At 53.6% G+C, this 19,788-nt stretch carries 17 protein-coding genes; 6 read left to right on the top strand and 11 right to left on the bottom strand.

Going from position 1 to position 19,788, the window contains the following annotated elements:
• Window positions 1-32 precede the first annotated feature (32 nt).
• Complete coding sequence (locus CUC53_RS09655) at window positions 33-764, bottom strand: substrate-binding periplasmic protein (RefSeq protein WP_100293966.1); 732 nt, start codon at window positions 762-764, stop codon at window positions 33-35.
• A gap of 105 nt (window positions 765-869) precedes the next feature.
• Here CUC53_RS09655 and CUC53_RS09650 point away from each other — a divergent pair, with 105 nt between their 5' ends.
• Window positions 870-1,226 carry a DMT family protein gene (locus CUC53_RS09650; RefSeq protein WP_100293965.1) on the top strand — a complete coding sequence of 119 codons (357 nt, stop codon included), beginning with the start codon at window positions 870-872 and terminating at the stop codon, window positions 1,224-1,226.
• Window positions 1,227-1,318: 92 nt separating this feature from the next.
• Window positions 1,319-2,458, top strand: coding sequence for a type IVa pilus ATPase TapW (gene tapW, locus CUC53_RS09645; RefSeq protein ID WP_100293964.1), 1,140 nt, complete (start codon window positions 1,319-1,321; stop codon window positions 2,456-2,458).
• A 95-nt stretch (window positions 2,459-2,553) separates the two neighbouring features.
• Here tapW and CUC53_RS09640 read toward each other — a convergent pair whose 3' ends face one another.
• The gene (locus CUC53_RS09640; RefSeq protein ID WP_100293963.1) at window positions 2,554-3,003 is read right to left on the bottom strand and encodes a methyltransferase family protein; all 450 of its coding nucleotides are present in this window, start codon (window positions 3,001-3,003) and stop codon (window positions 2,554-2,556) included.
• Between the two features lie 173 nt (window positions 3,004-3,176).
• On the opposite strand from CUC53_RS09640, the gene alr reads away from it, so the two are divergent.
• A complete protein-coding gene (alr, locus tag CUC53_RS09635; protein WP_100293962.1) occupies window positions 3,177-4,406 on the top strand; it encodes an alanine racemase in 1,230 nt (409 codons plus the stop codon).
• A 62-nt stretch (window positions 4,407-4,468) separates the two neighbouring features.
• Here the strand turns inward: alr and CUC53_RS09630 are convergent, their stop codons facing one another.
• From CUC53_RS09630 to CUC53_RS09600, 7 genes are all read right to left on the bottom strand, one after another.
• The gene (locus tag CUC53_RS09630) at window positions 4,469-5,413 is read right to left on the bottom strand and encodes a TerC family protein (protein WP_100293961.1); all 945 of its coding nucleotides are present in this window, start codon (window positions 5,411-5,413) and stop codon (window positions 4,469-4,471) included.
• Between the two features lie 275 nt (window positions 5,414-5,688).
• Window positions 5,689-6,693, bottom strand: a complete 1,005-nt coding sequence (oppF, locus tag CUC53_RS09625) for a murein tripeptide/oligopeptide ABC transporter ATP binding protein OppF (RefSeq protein ID WP_100293960.1) — start codon at window positions 6,691-6,693, stop codon at window positions 5,689-5,691.
• The gene (gene oppD / locus CUC53_RS09620) at window positions 6,694-7,674 is read right to left on the bottom strand and encodes an ABC transporter ATP-binding protein (protein WP_100293959.1); all 981 of its coding nucleotides are present in this window, start codon (window positions 7,672-7,674) and stop codon (window positions 6,694-6,696) included.
• Window positions 7,675-7,728: 54 nt separating this feature from the next.
• Window positions 7,729-8,640: an oligopeptide ABC transporter permease OppC gene (gene oppC / locus CUC53_RS09615; RefSeq protein WP_100293958.1), complete on the bottom strand. Its 912-nt coding sequence runs from the start codon at window positions 8,638-8,640 to the stop codon at window positions 7,729-7,731.
• Window positions 8,641-8,654: 14 nt separating this feature from the next.
• Window positions 8,655-9,575 (bottom strand): oligopeptide ABC transporter permease OppB, encoded by a 921-nt coding sequence (gene oppB, locus CUC53_RS09610; protein ID WP_100293957.1) that lies wholly within the window; start codon window positions 9,573-9,575, stop codon window positions 8,655-8,657.
• 140 nt (window positions 9,576-9,715) lie between these two features.
• Window positions 9,716-11,332, bottom strand: a complete 1,617-nt coding sequence (locus CUC53_RS09605; protein WP_100293956.1) for an ABC transporter substrate-binding protein — start codon at window positions 11,330-11,332, stop codon at window positions 9,716-9,718.
• A 284-nt stretch (window positions 11,333-11,616) separates the two neighbouring features.
• On the bottom strand, window positions 11,617-12,252 hold the full coding sequence (locus CUC53_RS09600; protein WP_100293955.1) for a YchE family NAAT transporter: 636 nt from the start codon (window positions 12,250-12,252) through the stop codon (window positions 11,617-11,619).
• Between the two features lie 544 nt (window positions 12,253-12,796).
• Between CUC53_RS09600 and adhE the strand changes: the two genes are divergently transcribed.
• The 3 genes from adhE to astE all read left to right on the top strand — a co-directional run bounded on the left by adhE (window position 12,797) and on the right by astE (window position 17,288).
• On the top strand, window positions 12,797-15,463 hold the full coding sequence (gene adhE, locus CUC53_RS09595; RefSeq protein WP_100293954.1) for a bifunctional acetaldehyde-CoA/alcohol dehydrogenase: 2,667 nt from the start codon (window positions 12,797-12,799) through the stop codon (window positions 15,461-15,463).
• A 325-nt stretch (window positions 15,464-15,788) separates the two neighbouring features.
• Window positions 15,789-16,004, top strand: a complete 216-nt coding sequence (locus CUC53_RS09590) for a DUF1127 domain-containing protein (protein ID WP_100293953.1) — start codon at window positions 15,789-15,791, stop codon at window positions 16,002-16,004.
• Window positions 16,005-16,274: 270 nt separating this feature from the next.
• Window positions 16,275-17,288 (top strand): succinylglutamate desuccinylase, encoded by a 1,014-nt coding sequence (gene astE / locus CUC53_RS09585; RefSeq protein ID WP_100293952.1) that lies wholly within the window; start codon window positions 16,275-16,277, stop codon window positions 17,286-17,288.
• 74 nt (window positions 17,289-17,362) lie between these two features.
• Here the strand turns inward: astE and CUC53_RS09580 are convergent, their stop codons facing one another.
• Both CUC53_RS09580 and gloB read right to left on the bottom strand, forming a co-directional pair.
• Window positions 17,363-18,910 (bottom strand): lytic transglycosylase, encoded by a 1,548-nt coding sequence (locus tag CUC53_RS09580; protein ID WP_100293951.1) that lies wholly within the window; start codon window positions 18,908-18,910, stop codon window positions 17,363-17,365.
• Between the two features lie 70 nt (window positions 18,911-18,980).
• Complete coding sequence (gloB, locus tag CUC53_RS09575; RefSeq protein WP_100293950.1) at window positions 18,981-19,745, bottom strand: hydroxyacylglutathione hydrolase; 765 nt, start codon at window positions 19,743-19,745, stop codon at window positions 18,981-18,983.
• Window positions 19,746-19,788: the final 43 nt, after the last annotated feature.

Raw genomic sequence — 19,788 nt, 5'->3', positions numbered from 1 at the left:
ATGATGGGGCGAGATGATAACAGGAGTGCCGATTAATGCTGATACGGTTTTGCCAACGTGGCGATTTCACCGCTATCGATCAGTTGCTGCAATGCCTGCACCAGCAAGGGTTTGAGTGCCTGATTAGGGGAGCGTTTACTCATGGCCAGATACAATTTCATCGCCTGGGGAGAGTGATACTCCGCCTTTTGCAGCTCTGAATCGTTAATAAGGCTTAAGGCATAATCGACCTGACAATCACCACCAATCATCAGGGGCAGGCGATCTCGCTTAACCATTTGTAACAACAGTGCCTCGTTACGAACACCATATTTGTGGATCTCGCTATCCGAGTCAAAGGGGTCAAAATAAACCGAATTAAGGACATACCCTACCGTTTGCCCTTTCAGGTCTTCGTAGGTGCGCAACGCTTTTGCCGCCGCCGCTTTACCATAAAACACAGTTCGGCACTGGTAGTAAGAGGGTTGCAAATAATCGATATAGTGGGCGCGAGCAGGAGACATTGCCAGCCCAATCATCAGGTCAACTTGTCCTGTTTCCATCTGCTTGAGCGCTCTCCCCCATGGCACCTGTTTGATCTGTAAACTCACCCCACTTAACTGCTCTAAGCGGCGCAAGATAGCAATATCGATACCATGCAGTTGACCATTAGGAGCGACAATACGAAACGGCGGCCAAGCATCGGTGGCGACCGTCAACACCGCCTTGGCATGAACGGCCCAGCTTTGTAACAGGATCAAAACCAGCCAATATGTTTTATGCATTTTTTTATTCCACCTGACTACGCTGGCTACAAAATACCCGAACGTATCCATTATGAAAACAAATGGTGCAACGATAACATGCAATTGATTTTAAAGGAGAACCTTATGAACCCTATCATTACCAGCATTGGTCTGTTGCTGTGTAGTAACGTATTTATGACCTTTGCTTGGTATGCCCATCTCAAGAGCATGAATCACAAGCCTTGGATCATCGCCGCATTAGTCAGCTGGGGCATCGCGCTGTTCGAATATCTGCTGCAGGTACCCGCTAACCGCATCGGCCATACCGTGATGAGCGTCGGTCAGCTCAAAATTTTGCAGGAGGTGATCACCCTCACCGTCTTTGTGCCTTTCTCTCTCTTTTATCTGAAAGAGGACCTGAAATGGGACTATTTATGGGCTGGACTCTGTATTTTGGGGGCGGTCTTTTTTGTATTTCGTGAAAAACTCACCGGCGGGTGATCTGCCCCCACCACTTTTAGCACAACAGTTTTAGCATAACAGTGAACAGGCATCTTCTTGCTGGACGAAGCAACGTAAGACGAGGTAACACCATGGAATTGCACGACATGTTACAAACATTGGCCAACCAGGATGGTTCGGACCTCTACCTTTCAACTGGCGCGCCGCCTAGCGCCAAATTTAACGGGGTACTGCGGCCATTAAGCGATGTGCCACTCAATCCCGGTGACGTAGCCGCCATTGCCGATGCCATTATGGATCGGGAGCAAAAAGCCCAGTTTGAGCGAGATCTCGAGATGAACTTGGCCATCTCATTGCCCCAAATAGGCCGTTTTCGGGTCAATATCTTCAAGCAGCGTAATGAAATTTCCCTGGTAGCCCGCAATATTAAGACCGAGATCCCCCGCTTTGAGGATCTCAAACTGCCGTCGGTGCTGCTCGATTGCATCATGGCAAAACGCGGGCTGGTGCTGTTTGTTGGCGGCACTGGGTCAGGGAAATCCACCTCACTGGCCGCTTTGATTGATCATCGCAACCGTCATAGCGGCGGCCACATCATCACCATTGAAGATCCGGTGGAGTTTGTTCATCGCCACCACAAAAGCATCATCAACCAGCGGGAAGTCGGGGTAGATACCCGCAGCTTTCACGCCGCGCTGAAAAATACCCTGCGCCAAGCCCCCGATGTGATCCTGATCGGCGAAATCCGTGACCGTGAAACCATGGAACATGCGCTGGCGTTCTCCGAAACTGGCCATCTGGCTATCTCGACACTCCATGCCAATAACGCCAATCAGGCACTGGATCGGATCATCAACTTCTTTCCTGAAGAGCGCCGCCCCCAGCTGTTGCACGATCTGGGCAATAACCTCCAGGCATTTGTCTCGCAGCGGCTGGTCAATACCACCGACGGAGGCCGCCGCGCCGCGGTGGAGGTCATGCTGGGTACTCACACCATCCGCGACCTGATCAAGCGGGGCGAATTTGACAACCTCAAAGAGGTGATGGAAAAGTCCAGAGAACTTGGCATGGTCACCTTCGATGGCGCCCTGTTCGACCTGCTGGTTGAAGGGGTGATTGATGAAGAGGAAGCGGTGAAACATGCCGACTCAGCTAACAACCTGCGCCTTAGGATCAAGCTGTGGCGAGAAAAGGGGCTGATCACCAGCAGCAACGATGCCACCGACTGGAGCCTCGAACCCACCAAGGACGAGAAAGCCGATTTTTTCTAACCTTCATTCTCGAGAACCTTGGGCATGCTCGGGGTTCTCTTTATCCAGCAGGTTCCATCCGGTTTATCCGCTCACCCCACACAGGCTACTCCCCTTCAACACCAACGGCGAACGCGCTGACAATACGCCACATACTCGTCGCCAAAGCGGGCGCGCAGCAACCGCTCCTCCGGCATGATCTGGAAGCGGGTCAACCAAGCCACCAGCACGATCGGTCCCACCCAGACCCAGATACCCCCAAGATAACAGTCCCAAGCGGCCAGCCAGCAAAGCAACCCCAGATACATCGGATTGCGGCTGACACGATAGACGCCACAGGTCACCAGACGGCTAGTGTCATGAGGCTTGGTGGGGCTGACCGTGGTCTGATGGTGACGAAACCGTTGTAGGGCCCCAAACCCCATGATGGCCCCCACTAGGATCAACACAGCCATCAGCGCCATTGCCCAGAGGCTGGGCTGGCTCTCCCCTCTCAGCCACCACGCGGCCCCTGCACAGAGCAGGAAGACCAGTGGTGGTGGCAAACGTAACTCAAAATTGACCATTTCCTTCCCCCGATAAGGGTCCATCGACCCCCTTGTTACGCTAGACTCCCAACCAACCAGCACCCGTTAAGTGTGGGAAATATCATAATAATAACAACAAGTTGTGGTTAAATTACCACTAATGTAGCCGACCCAATCCAAACTATCCAACGCGACCAACAAAAGGAATCACTATGCACAAGAAAACTCTGCTGGCTACCCTGATCTTCGGCCTACTCACGGGCCAAGCCTTGGCAGCGCCCTATCTCCCCTTGGCTGCAGATCAGCGCAACGGTCAGGAGCAGACCGTTAGCAACGCTTGGCTGGAGGTGGACTTAACCGCCTTTGAACACAATATCCAGACCCTTAAAGATCGCCTCGGCGATCAGGGGCCGCAGATCTGCGCCATCATGAAGGCCGACGCCTACGGACATGGTATCGACCTGCTGGTTCCCTCGGTCATTGAGGCCGCTATTCCCTGCATCGGCATTGCCAGCAACGAAGAGGCGCGGGTCGCCCGTGAAAAAGGCTTTACCGGCCGCCTGATGCGGGTACGCGCCGCCACCCCAGCCGAAGTAGAACAGGCGCTCCCCTACAAGATGGAAGAGCTGATCGGCAGTCTGGTGAGTGCTCAAGGCATCGCCGACATCGCCCAGCGCCACCACACCAGCATTCCGGTGCATATCGCCCTCAACTCTGCTGGCATGAGCCGCAACGGCATCGACCTGCAACTGACTGACGGCAAACAAGATGCACTGGCGATCCTCACGCTTAAGGGGGTCACCCCCGTTGGCATCATGACCCACTTCCCGGTGGAGGAGAAAGAGGACGTCAAGCTGGGGCTGGCCCAGTTCAAACTGGACTCCCAATGGTTACTGGAGGCGGGCAAGCTGGATCGCAGCAAGATCACCCTCCACGCCGCCAACTCCTTCGCCACCCTGGCCGTACCGGACGCCTACTTCGACATGGTGCGCCCGGGCGGCCTGCTCTACGGTGATTCCATCCCCTCCCACACCGAATACAAGCGGGTAATGGCATTCAAGACCCAGGTCGCCTCGGTCAACCACTATGCAGCGGGTAACACCGTCGGTTATGACCGCACCTTTACCCTCAAGCGTGACACCTGGCTCGCCAACCTGCCGCTGGGTTATTCCGACGGCTACCGCCGTGCGCTCAGCAACAAGGCCTATGTGCTGATCCAAGGGCAAAAAGTACCCGTGGTCGGCAAGACCTCCATGAACACCATCATGGTGGATGTGACCGATCTCAAAGGAGTCAAACCCGGCGACGAGGTGGTACTGTTTGGTCGACAGGGTCAGGCCGAGGTAAAACAGGCCGATCTGGAGGAGTACAACGGAGCCTTGCTGGCAGACCTATACACCATCTGGGGTTACAGCAACCCCAAGAAGATCAAGCGCGGATAACAGGATATGAACAAGGGCTCCCGCAGGAGCCCTTGTTGGCAGTGCTTGATCATCTACCACGCTCAAGCGGTCTTTTTCCGGGTCACGAAGAGGCTGAGTCCCATGGAGGCCAGCAGGATCAACGCGACCACCCCGAGTGCAATACCGGTTGGGATCTTAAAAACATCCAATAGCAACATCTTGACCCCGATAAACATCAGGATCAGCGCCAGACCGTATTTAAGCAGCGCAAAACGCTCGGCAACTCCCGCCAGCAGGAAGTACATGGCACGTAGCCCCATGATGGCAAAGATGTTGGAGGTGAGCACGATAAAGGGATCGGTGGTCACCGCGAAGATAGCCGGGATACTGTCCACCGCGAAGATAAGATCGCTCACCTCCACCAGCACCAAAATGAGCAGCAGCGGGGTGGCATAGCGCACACCGTCACGCCAGACGAAGAACTTCTCCCCTTCCAGGGTCTCAGTCACCTTAAAGCGGCGACGCATCCAGCCTAGCAGCGGATTGTTGGCCAGATCCGGCTCCTTGTCGGCAGCCCACAGCATTTTGGCGCCAGTCAACAGCAAGAAGGCACCGAACAGATAGAGCACCCAGTGGAACTGCTCAATCAGCCAACTGCCTGCGAACACCATGCCCGCCCGCATCACGATGGCGCCCAGTACCCCGTACAGCAGCACCCGGCGCTGTAGTTCGGCCGGAATGGCAAAGTAGCCAAACAGCATCAGCCAGACGAAGACGTTATCCACCGCCAGCGCTTTCTCGATGAGGTAGCCGGTGAGAAACTCCAGTCCCTTCTGGTTAGCAATGTCACGGCCCGCGCTGTGATCCAGCCAAAACCAGATAGCGAGATTGAAGAGCAGCGCCACGCTGACCCAGATCAGCGACCAGATGCCGGCCTCTTTGAGCGACACCTTGTGGGATTTGCCGCCGCCAACAAAGCGTATGTCGATCCATAACAGCACCAGCACAATGCAAAAGAAACTGGCCCACATCCACCATTCACCCATTTTTACCTCTCCTAAAAACGACAAAACCCACAGCCGAGCGGCGTGGGTTTGCATTTAGAGCAGATCCACCTTGCCTCTCGGCAAGGTCTCACTTACAGCCGATCTTTATCGACTGCCCGGCTGCCGGGTGCACTGCAGGAGATGGGTGCACCGTATTGACGACAAACCAGCGAGAAGTTACTCCCCTTGTTGAGGCGGATAGTAACAGCTGATGTGACTTGCGCCAAGCCAGATCAAACGAGGTGCCATTACACAATGCTGTGGCGACCTCGTTATTACTCACTCCCGATTGCCCCCACTTTGAGGCAGGCCACCCCGTGTTCGACGCTCCCCACCAGCTGGGGCCGAGTGTTGGCACACTCGGGGCCCGCCTGCGGGCAACGGGTGCGAAACACGCAACCGGACGGCGGGTTCATCGGCGAGGGCAGGTCACCTTCTAGGATCTGGATCACCTTGTTGCGCTCCTGCTCAGGGTCTGGGATCGGCACCGCCGACATCAGCGCCTTGGTGTAAGGGTGCAGCGGGTTAGCGAAGATCTCTTGGCGGGTACCGAGCTCCACCGCATTGCCCAAATACATCACCAGCACCCGATCAGAGATATGTTTCACCACCGACAGATCGTGAGCGATGAAGATAAGCGACAGCCCCATCTCCTTTTGCAGGGATTTGAGCAAATTGACCACCTGCGCCTGAATCGACACATCGAGCGCCGACACCGGCTCATCGCAGATGATCATCTTGGGCTCGAGGATCAGCGCTCGGGCAATGCCGATCCGCTGACACTGGCCGCCGGAGAACTCGTGGGGATAGCGGTTGACCAGGTTGGGCAAGAGCCCCACCTTGCTCATCATGGTGCGCACCTTCTCCTTCACCGTCTCCTTTGGCAGATCGGGGTAGAAGGTGATAAGCGGCTCGGCAATGATGTCGCCGATGGTCATCCTTGGGTTTAACGAGGCCAGCGGGTCTTGAAAGATCATCTGGATCGCTTTGCGCTTCTCCCGCAGAGCGTGGTGATCAAGCTGGGTGAGATCTTCACCCAGCCACACTACCTTGCCCGCCGTCGCTGGCACCAATCCGATGATGGCGCGGGCAAAGGTCGATTTACCGCAGCCAGATTCGCCCACCACGCCGAGGGTCTCCCCCTCATACAGACGCAAGTTAACACCATCAACCGCCTTGAGCTCTGCTGGCTTGGCCCATGGCCACGCTTTGCCACTTTTAATACGAAAGTGCACTTTGAGATCTGACACATCCAACAGCAATTTTTTTTCAGCGCTCATTTAGTTCACCCCCTGGGTGATGACATCCGACACCCAGTGACAGGCCCGCACTCGGCCGTCATTAAACGGCGTCAGTACCGGAGAGTGCTGCGTGCAAATCTCGCTCACTCGGTGGCACCGCTCTTGGAAGGGGCAGCCGGTCGGCAACCGTAGCAAGTTGGGTGGATTGCCCGGGATGGTCAACAGCGCCTCACCTTCGCTATCAAGACGGGGAATGGCGCGCAGTAACCCCTCAGTGTAAGGGTGGCTCGGACGGTAGAAAATATCGTCTACCTTGCCGTACTCCATGGTGCGGCCAGCGTACATCACCAGTACCTTGTTACAAATGCCGGCGACCACCCCTAGGTCGTGAGTGATCATGATAATGGCGGTGTTGAACTCGCGCTTGAGCTCGTTCATCAAGGTCATGATTTGGGCCTGCACCGTCACGTCGAGTGCGGTAGTTGGCTCATCGGCAATCAGCAGTTGTGGCCGGCAGAGCAGCGCCATGGCAATCATCACCCGCTGGCGCATGCCGCCAGAAAATTCGTGGGGATACATCCCCATCCGCTTGCGCGCTTCAGGGATCTTCACCGCATCGAGCATCCGTACCGACTCTTCGAGCGCCTCCGTTTTGCTCACCCCTTTATGCAGCATCAGCACTTCCATCAGCTGATCCTTCACCTTCATATAGGGGTTGAGCGAGGTCATCGGGTCTTGGAAGATCATGGCAATCTTGTCGGCACGGATCCTGTTGAGGGCAGACTCAGGCAGATTGAGGATCTCATTCCCCTGAAACCGAGCAGACCCAGTGACCACCCCGTTTTTGGCCAGCAGCCCCATGATGGCGAACGCCGTCTGGGATTTACCCGAACCAGACTCACCGACGATGCCCAAGGTTTCCCCCGCCGCCAGCGAGAAATTGAGATCATTGACCGCCACCACATTGCCGTCAGGGGTCTTGAACTCGACCCGCAGATCTTTCACATCCAGTAACTTCATATCAAAATTCCTTATCGATCTTTCGTGATGCTTTCCTGTCGATCCGATGCTCAATTAACGATCTTTCGGATCGAGGGCGTCACGCAGACCATCCCCGAGGAAGTTGAAGCAAAACAGGGTCACCACCATAAAACCGGCGGGGAACAGCAGTTGCCAAATCGCCACTTCCATCGACTTGGAGCCTTCATCGAGCAGAGCCCCCCAACTGGTCATGGGCTCTTGCACCCCCAGCCCTAAAAAGCTCAGAAAAGATTCAAACATGATCATGCCCGGCACCAGCAAGGTGGCGTAGACCGCCACAATCCCCAGTACATTCGGCACGATATGACGGGTAATGATTTTCCACTTAGAGACGCCACAGACGTGGGCCGCCTCGATAAACTCCTTGCTCTTGAGGCTTAAGGTTTGGCCACGGACAATCCGCGCCATGTCGAGCCAACTCACCGCCCCGATAGCGATAAAAATGAGCGCTAAATTACGGCCAAAGAAGGTCACCAGCATGATCACAAAGAACATGAAGGGGAAGGCGTTTAAGATTTCGAGCACCCGCATCATCAGGCTATCGACCCGCCCGCCGATAAAACCGGACGCAGCACCATAGAGGGTGCCGATCACCACCGCCACCATGGCACCCATGATGCCGACCATCAGCGAAATGCGCCCCCCCAGCAGGGTGCGCACAAACAGATCGCGCCCCAGACTATCCGTGCCAAAAAAGTGGCCGGTCGCCAGTTCCGGCGCGGTTTGCATGGAGTTCCAATCTGGCTCATCGAAGTTGTATTGGGATAAAGAGGGGCCGAGAAGCACCGACAGGCCAATCAATGTCAGCACAATCAGGCTAGTGAGGGCAGCCTTGTTACGCAGAAAACGGCGCTGGGCATCCTGCCACAGGGAGCGCCCCTTCACGGTCTCCATTTGCTGGGCGAATGCCAGGGCGGCATCGCGATTTTTTGTTGAAACAACCATGATGAACTCCCGAATTAGTAACGGATCTTGGGGTCGATGACGGCGTAAAGAATATCGACCACCGCGTTAAAGGTGATGGTGAGGGCGCCGACCAAAATGGTCAGACCGAGCACCATGGAGTAATCACGGTTCAGGGCACCATTGACGAACAGCTGACCGATCCCCGGCAGACCGAAGATGGTTTCGATCACCACCGAGCCGGTAATGATGCCAACAAAGGCGGGGCCCAGATAAGAGACCACCGGCAGCATGGCGGGACGCAGGGCATGTTTGAGAATGATGTGGCGCAGCGGCAAGCCTTTCGCGCGGGCGGTGCGAATGAAGTTGGCGTTCATGGTCTCGATCATGCTGCCGCGCATGATCCGCGAGATGGCCGAGATGTAGTACATCATCATGCCCACCACTGGCAGCACCATGAACTGGATGCCGCCCCCCTGCCAGCCACCGGCTGGCAACCAGCCTAGGTAAATACTGAAAAACAGCACCAGCAAGGGTGCCAGCACAAAACCGGGGATCACCACCCCCGCCATGGCCGATGACATCAACAGATAGTCAAGCAGCGTATTTTGTTTGAGCGCAGCAAGGGTGCCAAAGGTCACCCCGAGCATCACCGCTAGCAAGAAGGCCACGGTGCCAATCTTGGCGGAGACCGGCAGCGCTTTGCTCACCAGATCATTGACGGTGAAATCTTTGTATTTAAACGACGGGCCCAAGTCCCCTTGCAGCAAATTGCCCAGATAGGTGAGGTATTGCATGCCTATCGGTTTATCGAAGCCATATTTGGCTTCGATATTGGCGATCACTTCAGGGGGGAGCGCACGTTCGCTGGTAAAGGGGTTACCTGGGGCGAGGCGCATCATAAAAAACGAGATGGTGATCAGCACCAACAACGTCGGGATTGCGGCTAGTAGCCGTTTCAGAATGAATTTCAACATAGACAATACCTGTCTTGTACAGCGTCCAACGGTTCGCGGTCACACTGAGCGACGGTCGTTCCCCTGCCCAGTGGCGCTTCGCGACTTAAAGGCCCGCCAAGTGGCGGGCCTTGCTCTGCCTACTGATGTCTGCGATGGCATCAATGTGCAACGATGTACATCTCTTTGCTATGCAGCTCATCCAGCGGGTTGGCCGGATAGCCGCCCACATAGGGCTGCACCATGCGGGCAGTCACATATTGGTAGATAGGGGCAATCGGCATATCCTTGGCCAGCAGCGCTTCCGCTTGCTGGTAAACCTTGCTGCGCGCCGCAGCATCGACTTGATCGCGCGATGAGTCCATCAGCTGGTCAAAGGCGGGGTTGCTGTACTTGCCATCGTTGTTGCCATGGGTGGTCTGCATCAGATCCAGCAGGGAGGACGCTTCGTTATAGTCAGCAATCCAGCCACGGCGAGCCACATCAAACTGGCCCTGTTTCAGGCTATCCAGATAGGTTTTCCACTCCTGATTGACCAAGCTTACCTCGACACCAAGCTGTTTCCACATGGAGGCAACTGCAACCGCCACTCTTTTGTGGTTATCGTCGGTGTTATAGAGCAGATCCAGCTTAAGGGGGTTGCCTGGGCCATAGCCCGCTTCGCTCAGCAGTCCTTTCGCCTGAGTATTGCGCTCAGCTTGCGTTAGCTTGGACCACTCAGGGGCGGTCGGTTTAAAGCCGTCGACAAAATCAGGCACCAACCCATACGCTGGCTGCTGGCCCTGCCCCATCACCTTGTCGGCAATCACGTTACGATCGATGGCATAGGTCAGTGCGGTGCGTACCCGCACGTCATCATAGGGTTTGCGCTTGACGTTAAAAGTGTAGAAATAAGTGCCAACGTAACCGGTCACTTTTAGCTCATCGGGCTTCTCTTTCTTCATCTGTTTGAAGCGCTCGATGGGCATTTGATAGGTCATATCCACTTCGCCAGCCAGATAGCGATTCAGATCTGCATTGTTATCGATGGGCAAATAGGTGACTTGATTGATGACGGTTTTAGCATCGTTCCAGTAGTGCTTGTTGCGCTCCACTTCAATTCGCTCGTTCACCACCCATTGGCTGAGGGCATAGGCACCGTTAGATACCATATTGCCGGGCTGGGTCCACTTGTCACCAAACTGCGCAATCACCTTTTTGGGCACTGGATAAGTGGTAGTGCGAGAGAGCATGCTGACGAAATAGGGCACCGCTTTTTCAAGCTGCACCTCGAAGGTGTAATCATCAATCGCCTTTACTCCGAGGGTCTCGGCTGGTTTTTTACCCGCAATAATATCGCTGGCATTGATAATGGTCGGGATTTCGAGATACCAAGCGTAAGGAGAGGCGGTCTTCGGATCGACTGCCCGTTTAAAGGCATATTCAAAATCGTGGGCAGTGACAGGATCGCCGTTGGACCATTTGGCGTTTTTACGCAGATGAAACAGATAGTGTTTATTGTCTTTGGTTTCCCATGATTGCGCGACACCGGGTAACACTTCGCCCTTTGGCCCAGAGCTTATTAACCCTTCAAATAGATCACGCAAAATCTGCGACTCTGGCACCCCTTCGGTTTTATGCGGGTCGAGCGAAGCAGGCTCAGCGCCATTGCCTTTGACCAATTCCTGCACCTTCGCAAGCTGGGTGCCCGCTGGCACGTCAGCGGCGTGAGTTGCAGGGATAGCAGCCACCACAGCCGCCATGAACAGGGTAGGTATCATTGCTTTTTTATGAGTCATTTCCGTACTCCAATTAAGATCATTCCATGGGTGATTTGATATCAATAAGGCGAGCAGCCCGTTTCCAGCATAATTTCCTGCAGATCGGCGAAACGTAACCGATATTGTCAGAAAATATGGCGATATATGGTTAAAAAATTAGATTTTGATCTCAAAAACAGCATTTAAATAGGCTGTTGAAGATATACCTGATAGAAAAATCGCTCGATTCTAGAAAATAAATCTTAAAAAGCAACCAATAAAAAGCCGGTCACTCGGACCGGCCTTAACAAAACAGATCTGGCTCACATTAGGCTAGGGAAGACCCCCTTGATGCCGGCCACCATGATCTCGATCCCTAGCGACATCATGATAAGCCCCATGATCCGAGTGACCACGTTGATACCGGTATTCCCCATCACTTTGAACAGCAAAGGGGCCGCCCGAAAAATCAGCCAAGAACAGAAGGCAAACACCACCACCACCACCGACATACCGAGCAGCTGTTGCCAGTGGCTCTGGCTGGCATAAACGATCACCGACGAAATCGCCCCAGGGCCCGCCATCAACGGCAGGGCAAGCGGCACCACCGCGATAGACTCACGAACCGCCAGTTCACCCTTCTCTTGTTTGTTGTGTTTTACCTCGCCCAGCTTACCTTGCAGCATCGACCAGGCGATCAGGGTGATCAGCGACCCACCCGCAATGCGAAACGAGGCCAGCGAAATCCCGAAACCATCTAAAATCAGCTGCCCCATGTACATGGAGACCAGCAAAATCACCATCACGGCAATATTGGCGGTGGTGTTGGTTTTCATCCGTTCGGCTTGGGTATGGTGACTGGTCAAGCTGACAAACACCGGCAGCAAGCCCAAGGGGTTGATGATTGCAAATAAACCGACAAAAAATTTCAAATACAAAGAGACGTCAACTGCTGCCATAGGCGCCTGCTCCAAAAAATTGTGCCAAGCCGTGAGGCTACCCCATCATTTTCGCGCGTAAATTTACACCATCACCGAGCGTCGTACCAAACAAACCGCTATCGCCCAGCGGAAAAAAGAGCATAACGGACAATCACTAACGGAAAATCTTGCTGGATGCCCTCCTCCCCACATGTTCGCCCGCAGCAGACTCAGCGCTATATGAGCCAATCGCAAGCGATTTAACCTGTTTCCATGGCTGCTGGCGGTTACAGACGAGGGGGCGATTCACATCGCCAAAGGATTCATTTAGAATCTCTCCTTGGTTACATTTTATTAACGAATGAGGGGGTGGATTCTGAAATAAAATTTCTTTTGTTCTTTTGCAACACTTGATCGAGATCAGCATTTTCTGGGTCACCCCCGCTCTATAATCGACCCAGAAAGCAATTTAGTAAGGTATGCAACTGCCCGTGAAGGTGATGAGTGTCCGAGTAAAGTGACTATCATTGCAGGGCCTTGCCAAGGTTTTACTAAACAGTTTTCAAATCATCAGGAGATAAACATGGCAGTAACCAATTTGGCAGAACTGGATGCACTGGTCGCTCGCGTTAAAGAAGCACAACGTGAGTTCGCTAGCTTCTCACAAGAGCAAGTCGACAAGGTGTTCCGCGCTGCTGCCCTGGCCGCTAGCAATGCACGTATCCCTCTGGCCCAAATGGCCGTAGCCGAATCAGGGATGGGCATCATCGAAGACAAGGTTATTAAGAACCACTTCGCCTCCGAATATATCTACAACGCTTATAAAGATGAAAAAACCTGCGGCATCCTGAGCCAGGATGACGAGATGGGCACCATCACCATCGCCGAGCCGGTTGGCATCATCTGCGGTATCGTACCGACCACCAACCCAACCTCAACCGCCATCTTTAAAGCGCTGATCTCGCTCAAGACCCGTAACGCCATTATCTTCTCCCCGCACCCCCGCGCTAAGAACTCGACCAATACTGCTGCCAAGCTGGTGTTGGACGCGGCGATTGCTGCCGGTGCGCCGAAAGATATCATCGGCTGGATTGATCAACCTTCGGTTGAACTCTCTAACGCCCTGATGAAACACAACGACATCAACCTGATCTTGGCCACCGGTGGCCCAGGCATGGTGAAAGCGGCTTACTCTTCCGGTAAACCGGCTATCGGGGTAGGTGCGGGTAACGTGCCCATCGTCATTGATGAAACCGCCGATATTAAACGTGCCGTTGCCTCCATTTTGATGTCTAAAACCTTTGATAACGGTGTAGTTTGCGCCTCCGAGCAGGCGGTTATCGTGGTTGATTCCATCTATAACCAAGTCAAAGAGCGTTTCGCTACGCACGCTGGCTACATTCTGTCTAAAGAAGAAGCAGACAAAGTTCGCAAGGTGCTGTTGATCAACGGGGCGCTGAACGCAGACATCGTCGGGCAGCCCGCCACCAAGATCGCCGCCATGGCCGGTGTCACCGTGCCAAGCAATACCAAGATCCTGATTGGTGAAGGGTTAGAGCTCTGTGCAGAGGACGAGTTTGCGCATGAGAAACTCTCGCCAACCTTGGGGATGTTCCGCGCTAAGAACTTCGAACAAGCTGTCGACATGGCCTGTGATATGGTCAATATCGGTGGTATCGGCCACACCTCAGGCCTTTACACTGACCAAGACCTTAACGCCGACCGGATCAAATACTTCGGCGACAAGATGAAAACCGCGCGGATCCTGATCAACACCCCGTCCACCCAAGGTGGGATCGGTGACCTCTATAACTTTGCGCTGGCCCCGTCACTGACGCTGGGTTGCGGTTCTTGGAGTGGTAACTCTATCTCCGAGAACGTGGGTCCTAAGCACCTGATTAACAAGAAAACAGTCGCAAAACGGGCAGAAAATATGCTGTGGCACAAACTACCGAAGTCTATCTACTTCCGTCGTGGTTCTTTACCGATTGCCTTGGGCGATTTAGACGGTAAAAAGCGCGCCATGGTCGTTACCGACCGTTTCTTGTTCAACAATGGTTACGCTGACGAAGTGGTCCGCCTGCTCAAGAAGCAGAACATGGAAGTCGAAGTGTTCTACGAAGTAGAAGCTGACCCGACCCTGTCAGTGGTACGCAAGGGTGCCGAAATGGCAAACTCCTTCAAACCTGACGTGATCGTGGCGCTGGGCGGTGGTTCACCGATGGATGCGGCCAAGATCATGTGGGTGATGTACGAGCACCCGAACACCGCATTTGAAGATCTGGCAATGCGCTTCATGGATATCCGCAAGCGTATCTACAAGTTCCCGAAAATGGGCGTGAAAGCCGAGCTGGTCTGTATCACCACCACATCGGGCACCGGTTCTGAAGTGACGCCGTTTGCTGTTGTGACCGATGATGCTACGGGCATGAAGTACCCACTGGCTGACTACGAGCTGACCCCGAACATGGCGATTGTGGATGCTAACTTGGTCATGAACATGCCTAAGTCCCTCTGTGCCTTCGGCGGTATCGATGCGGTGACGCACGCGATGGAAGCGTATGTTTCCGTGTTGGCCAACGAGTACTCCGACGGTCAAGCGTTGCAAGCGCTGAAACTGCTCAAAGAGTACCTGCCATCTAGCTATGTCAATGGCGCTAACGATCCGGTGGCTCGTGAGAAGGTACATAACGCCGCAACCATCGCGGGTATCGCGTTCGCTAACGCCTTCTTAGGGGTATGCCACTCGATGGCACACAAACTCGGGGCTGAGTTCCACATCCCCCATGGCCTGTCTAACGCGCTGTTGATCAGCAACGTGATCCGCTACAACGCTAACGACAACCCGACCAAGCAGACCGCGTTCTCTCAGTACGACCGTCCGCAAGCTCGCCGTCGTTACGCTGAAATTGCCGACCATTTAGGTCTGACCAACGCCAGTGACCGTACTGCAGCCAAGATTGAGAAGCTGTTAGCATGGTTGGATGAGCTGAAAGCCACCCTCGGCATTCCGACCTCTATCCGTGAGGCGGGTGTCAATGAGGCTGATTTCCTAGCTAAGGTCGACCAGCTGGCCCTCGAAGCCTTTGATGATCAGTGCACCGGCGCTAACCCGCGTTACCCATTGATCACCGAGCTCAAGGCCATCCTGATGGACACCTACTACGGCCGCCCCTTCACTGAAGAAGCCCCATTAGCGGTCAAGGTCGACGTCAAAGCCGACAGCAGTAAGAAGAAATCCAAGGCTTAATAACCTGCCTTAGATTGGTTGGCTTAACCTAATTTTGCTCACGATGCGGTCATCATTAGGCTGATAAAAATCCGAAACTGGTCAGCCAGTTTCGGATTTTTTTGTCTCTTCCTACCCATAACGTGATTCATGTTGCCAGGCCGCTATAGCCTGCCCCACCACACCGTTCGCCGGCTATCTGCGCGAGATAACAACGGGTCATGCTTGATATTAGTTTTACTTATGCGACACATCAAAATCGGTCAATTGAGCCTTTTTCCATTTGTGGTTAATCTCTGCGCAACCCATTTGCCGCACGCCAGACGTTGCCAACAGGAGCCACCTTATGGCCAACATGACCTACTCCCATACCTGCGATACCCAAGCCCAGCCCCATTCGATCCATCTGCTTACTCACGCAAAAACCTTGCTGCTGGTCTGGCTTGAACGTAGCCGCAGCCGGCGCCAGCTCTCTGAACTGCCTGATTATTTGCTCAAAGATATTGGGCTAAACGAAGCAGACCGTTATCAAGAGACCACTAAACCATTTTGGCGTAGCTAACTCGTGCTATCTCTAGTGAGCAAGGATGCTCATTGTGATGTGGCTCCAGCGATGACAGCGCTTGTGAGGCGTAGGTTGGCTTGACCTTGTTCTTATTATCGATATTGATCTCCTTCGTTTGAGCTGCCGTGCTCTCAGCCCCCATCCCATTATGATGTCGTCGCTAGGCACCACGCCAAACAGGGGGCATTGAGCTAAATAATGAATTTTAAGCTTGGCCGCCTTACGTATAATCCCGCTATGGTTCTTTGATCCTTAAGGGTGAAACGGATGATCCCCCACTATGACTTTTTAGCGCTGACTTGTCGCCATGAATGGCTGCTTGAACCGTTCACATACGATCTAGCAGATGGCACCCGCGTGCAGGTGTGGGATACCGGCGTTCTCTGTCTCGAGCCGCCACCTGAGCGGTGCGGAAAAAAAGATATTGTGCTCTCTTGTGGAGTCCATGGTAACGAAACAGCGCCGATCGAGATTTGTAACCACCTATTGACTCGATTACTTAGTGGGGAGCTGGTGGCACGGCAGCGAGTACTGTTTCTGTTTGGTAACCCAGCGGCCATTAATTTGGGCGTCCGTGAAGTGGCAGAGAACCTCAACAGGCTGTTCTCCGGCGCTCACAGTAAGGGAGAGGGGCAGTGTAATCGGGAGCGGACCCGCGCTATGGCGTTGGAGCAGTATGTGAGCCGCTTTTTTACCGATCCCGCTCGGCCCCGCTATCACTATGACCTGCATACCGCGATTCGTGGCTCGCGCTACGAGAAATTTGCCGTCTATCCTTTCTTGCATCAGCGTGGGCATGATCAGGCACAGGTGCAATTTCTCGGGGCTTGTGGGGTTCGTACTATCCTGCTGTCAAATGCGCCAACTACCACCTTTAGCTACTACAGCTCGCATCAGCACGGCGCCCATGCCTTTACCATCGAGCTAGGTCAAGTTCGCCCGTTTGGCGAGAATGACATGACTCGCTTCGTCGACATCAGCCACACGCTACAAGCCCTGATCACACAAGATGATATTCTACTAGCACCTTGGCATGCCGATGATTTTAAGCTGTTTGCCATTGATCGCGTGCTTCATAAAAAAACCTCCGATTTTCGCTTTCTTTTTGCCCAAGACGCCGACAACTTCACCGAGTTTCCTCAAGGTTTTTTGCTGGCCGAAGATGGTGAACTGCGCTATTGCGTGGAAAAAAATCATGAGGCAATCGTCTTTCCGAATGCCAATGTGGCCATCGGTCAACGAACCTTGCTGCTCGTGACCCCCACTCAGTTGTGGCGCTAAGGAGATATCCCCCCATAGCAAAACGGGGGCACGTCTGTTGACGTGCCCCCGCGGTTAAACCAATAGCCTCTTACTTAACTGTTGTTTTTGACAAACAACGTCAGCTCCTGGCCCGGTTTGAGGTAATCGGTTTTATCCAACTGATTCCAACGCATCACATCATTGATAGCGACTTGAAAACGTGCGGCAATCGAGGAGATAGAATCGCCACGTTTAACCTGATACACCATTGACTGGTTGCTCTTTCTCTTAGGGGAGTAGACCACCAGTTTCATACCTGGCTTTAAAGAGGCGTTCGCCTTCAAACCATTCCACTTGGCCAGCTCATTATGAGATATGCCATGCACTTGGCTAATACTCCACAGATTGTCACCAGAACGCACCTGATATTGCACCTTGGCTTTACTGCGGGTACGGCTGGCAAGCTGCTGCGGCTTGGTCGTGTTCGTCAACGCCTTGCTAGGTTGACCATTAGCAGGGATCGCCAGTTGTTGCCCACGGCGCAGATTATTACTCCGCAGATTATTGGCCAACTTCAACTCGGCAACACTAACACCTTGGTTTTGGGCAATACGCGACAACGTATCACCACTGGCCACCTGATAGGTACGAGTACGTACCCGCTCATTTTTAGGCAGATCAGCCAAGGCGAGTTCAAGCGTATCGGCATATTCAACAGGCACCAACAAACGGTATGGGCCTTTTGGCGAGGTCACCCCACGGCTTAACGCGGGATTAACCTCTTTAAGCTGTGCTGTGCGCAAACCTGCCAGCTGGGCTGCAACGTTAAGATCAAGCTGGCCGCCCGTATTCACGACCCGCAATTTTGGCTCGTTAGCCAGCACCGGCAGGGTAACGTTGTACTTGTCCGCATTACTGATCATGTCTGCCATGGCCAGAATTTTAGGGACGTACATCTGGGTTTCCCGAGGGAGATCAAGTGACCAGTAATCCGTTGGCCGCCCAGCTCGTTGATTACGTTGGATCGCGTTACGGACCCTACCTTCACCGGCGTTGTAAGCAGCCAAGGTTTGCAGCCAATCACCGTCAAAGAAACGGTTCAGGTACTGAATATAATCAAGGGCAGCGCTGGTTGATGCCAACACATCACGCCGTCCGTCGTACCAATTATCACGACGTAGACCAAAATTTTTGCCGGTAGCGGGTACAAACTGCCACAGCCCAACAGCATTACTGCGCGAGCGTGCATGAGGATCAAACATGCTCTCAATCATGGGGATCGTCACGAGCTCCATGGGTAGCCCACGCCGTTCGATCTCCTCGACGATAAGATACAGGTAGGGCTCGGCTCGGCTCGCAATGGTGGCTAGATGATTATCATTGCGCAGCAGCCACTCCCGTTGCTTGCGGATCCGTTCATTGTCTGTGGTATCAAGTTGCATATCATCGCTGATCCGCACCCACAGATTGTCTGTACTGCTCGTTTCATCTATCTGGTCATCACCAAATAGCATGCCCGACGCATATTTTTTATGTGCTTTTTTATTGACTTGGCTGGACTTGATCGGCTCTAGTACCGCTAGCGCCCGGTCATCCTGATGGCTCAGGTTTTGGCAGCCACTGAGTACCAGCGCTGCCAATAAGGCCGTTCGTGCTTTCATCTCGTTCCGGTCATTTTCAAGAAAAACAGCCCGCATCATATGTGGCAATGGCCATAGGATCAAGGTTTGCTCAAAAAACGTCCTTCCACTGGCGCAGAATTTTGAAGGTATCTTCTGGATTTTCCACGCATTTTAAACCGTATTTAGCAGCAGAAAATCTTACCGAATCGTGATCACAACGCAGAAATACATTAAAGATCCGCTCGTCCCCCAAGCGGCTTGGCAAACTAGGCAACCCTTGCTGACGTAACTTGCTGACCCATCCGATTTGGCGCTGGATGGCAGGATTATCTGGTTCAACCGCATAAGCAAACCGCAGATTGGCAAGAGTGTACTCGTGGGCACAGTAGATCAGTGTGTCATCTGGCAGCGCGGCAAGCCGTTGCAGCGACTGATACATCTGCTGGGCAGTCCCCTCAAACAGGCGGCCACAGCCCCCAGAAAACAAGGTATCCCCGCAAAACAGCATCCCCTGACCATAATAGGCAATATGGCCATGGGTGTGGCCAGGCACGTGGATGACCTCCAGTGCTAAGCCATGCCAATTAATCTGATCTCCCTCCTCTAACCACTGTCCATGATGGTCTGGCATCGGGTCCAGTTTTGGGCCATATAACTTAGCTTGGGGAAAATGGCCAAGTAGCGCACTGACGCCCCCGACGTGATCTTGATGATGATGGGTCAATAAGATGCCATCGAGTTGTAAACCGAGGGTATTAAGCCGCTCCATCACTGGCGCAGCCTCTCCAGGATCAACGGCCAATACGCGCTGACCGTTTTTTATCAACCAGATGTAGTTGTCATTAAAGGCTGGAACTGTGATGACGCTATACATGAGTCTGCTTCTCTTTGAGGGGGGTATCTTATATAACAGGATG

Source organism: Aeromonas cavernicola (assembly GCF_002795305.1).
Taxonomy (GTDB): domain Bacteria; phylum Pseudomonadota; class Gammaproteobacteria; order Enterobacterales; family Aeromonadaceae; genus Aeromonas; species Aeromonas cavernicola.
This window is presented reverse-complemented; position numbering and strand designations above follow the sequence as displayed.

Bases quoted from the DNA above. Each gene is read 5' to 3' on its own strand.
- CUC53_RS09650 (WP_100293965.1), top strand. From the start codon at position 870: ATGAACCCTATCATTACCAGCATTGGTCTGTTGCTGTGTAGTAACGTA.
- CUC53_RS09640 (WP_100293963.1), bottom strand. From the start codon at position 3,003: ATGGTCAATTTTGAGTTACGTTTGCCACCACCACTGGTCTTCCTGCTC.
- CUC53_RS09655 (WP_100293966.1), bottom strand. From the start codon at position 764: ATGCATAAAACATATTGGCTGGTTTTGATCCTGTTACAAAGCTGGGCC.
- alr (WP_100293962.1), top strand. From the start codon at position 3,177: ATGCACAAGAAAACTCTGCTGGCTACCCTGATCTTCGGCCTACTCACG.
- adhE (WP_100293954.1), top strand. From the start codon at position 12,797: ATGGCAGTAACCAATTTGGCAGAACTGGATGCACTGGTCGCTCGCGTT.
- CUC53_RS09605 (WP_100293956.1), bottom strand. From the start codon at position 11,332: ATGACTCATAAAAAAGCAATGATACCTACCCTGTTCATGGCGGCTGTG.
- tapW (WP_100293964.1), top strand. From the start codon at position 1,319: ATGGAATTGCACGACATGTTACAAACATTGGCCAACCAGGATGGTTCG.
- gloB (WP_100293950.1), bottom strand. From the start codon at position 19,745: ATGTATAGCGTCATCACAGTTCCAGCCTTTAATGACAACTACATCTGG.
- oppC (WP_100293958.1), bottom strand. From the start codon at position 8,640: ATGGTTGTTTCAACAAAAAATCGCGATGCCGCCCTGGCATTCGCCCAG.
- oppF (WP_100293960.1), bottom strand. From the start codon at position 6,693: ATGAGCGCTGAAAAAAAATTGCTGTTGGATGTGTCAGATCTCAAAGTG.
- CUC53_RS09580 (WP_100293951.1), bottom strand. From the start codon at position 18,910: ATGAAAGCACGAACGGCCTTATTGGCAGCGCTGGTACTCAGTGGCTGC.
- oppB (WP_100293957.1), bottom strand. From the start codon at position 9,575: ATGTTGAAATTCATTCTGAAACGGCTACTAGCCGCAATCCCGACGTTG.
- oppD (WP_100293959.1), bottom strand. From the start codon at position 7,674: ATGAAGTTACTGGATGTGAAAGATCTGCGGGTCGAGTTCAAGACCCCT.
- CUC53_RS09590 (WP_100293953.1), top strand. From the start codon at position 15,789: ATGGCCAACATGACCTACTCCCATACCTGCGATACCCAAGCCCAGCCC.
- astE (WP_100293952.1), top strand. From the start codon at position 16,275: ATGATCCCCCACTATGACTTTTTAGCGCTGACTTGTCGCCATGAATGG.
- CUC53_RS09630 (WP_100293961.1), bottom strand. From the start codon at position 5,413: ATGGGTGAATGGTGGATGTGGGCCAGTTTCTTTTGCATTGTGCTGGTG.
- CUC53_RS09600 (WP_100293955.1), bottom strand. From the start codon at position 12,252: ATGGCAGCAGTTGACGTCTCTTTGTATTTGAAATTTTTTGTCGGTTTA.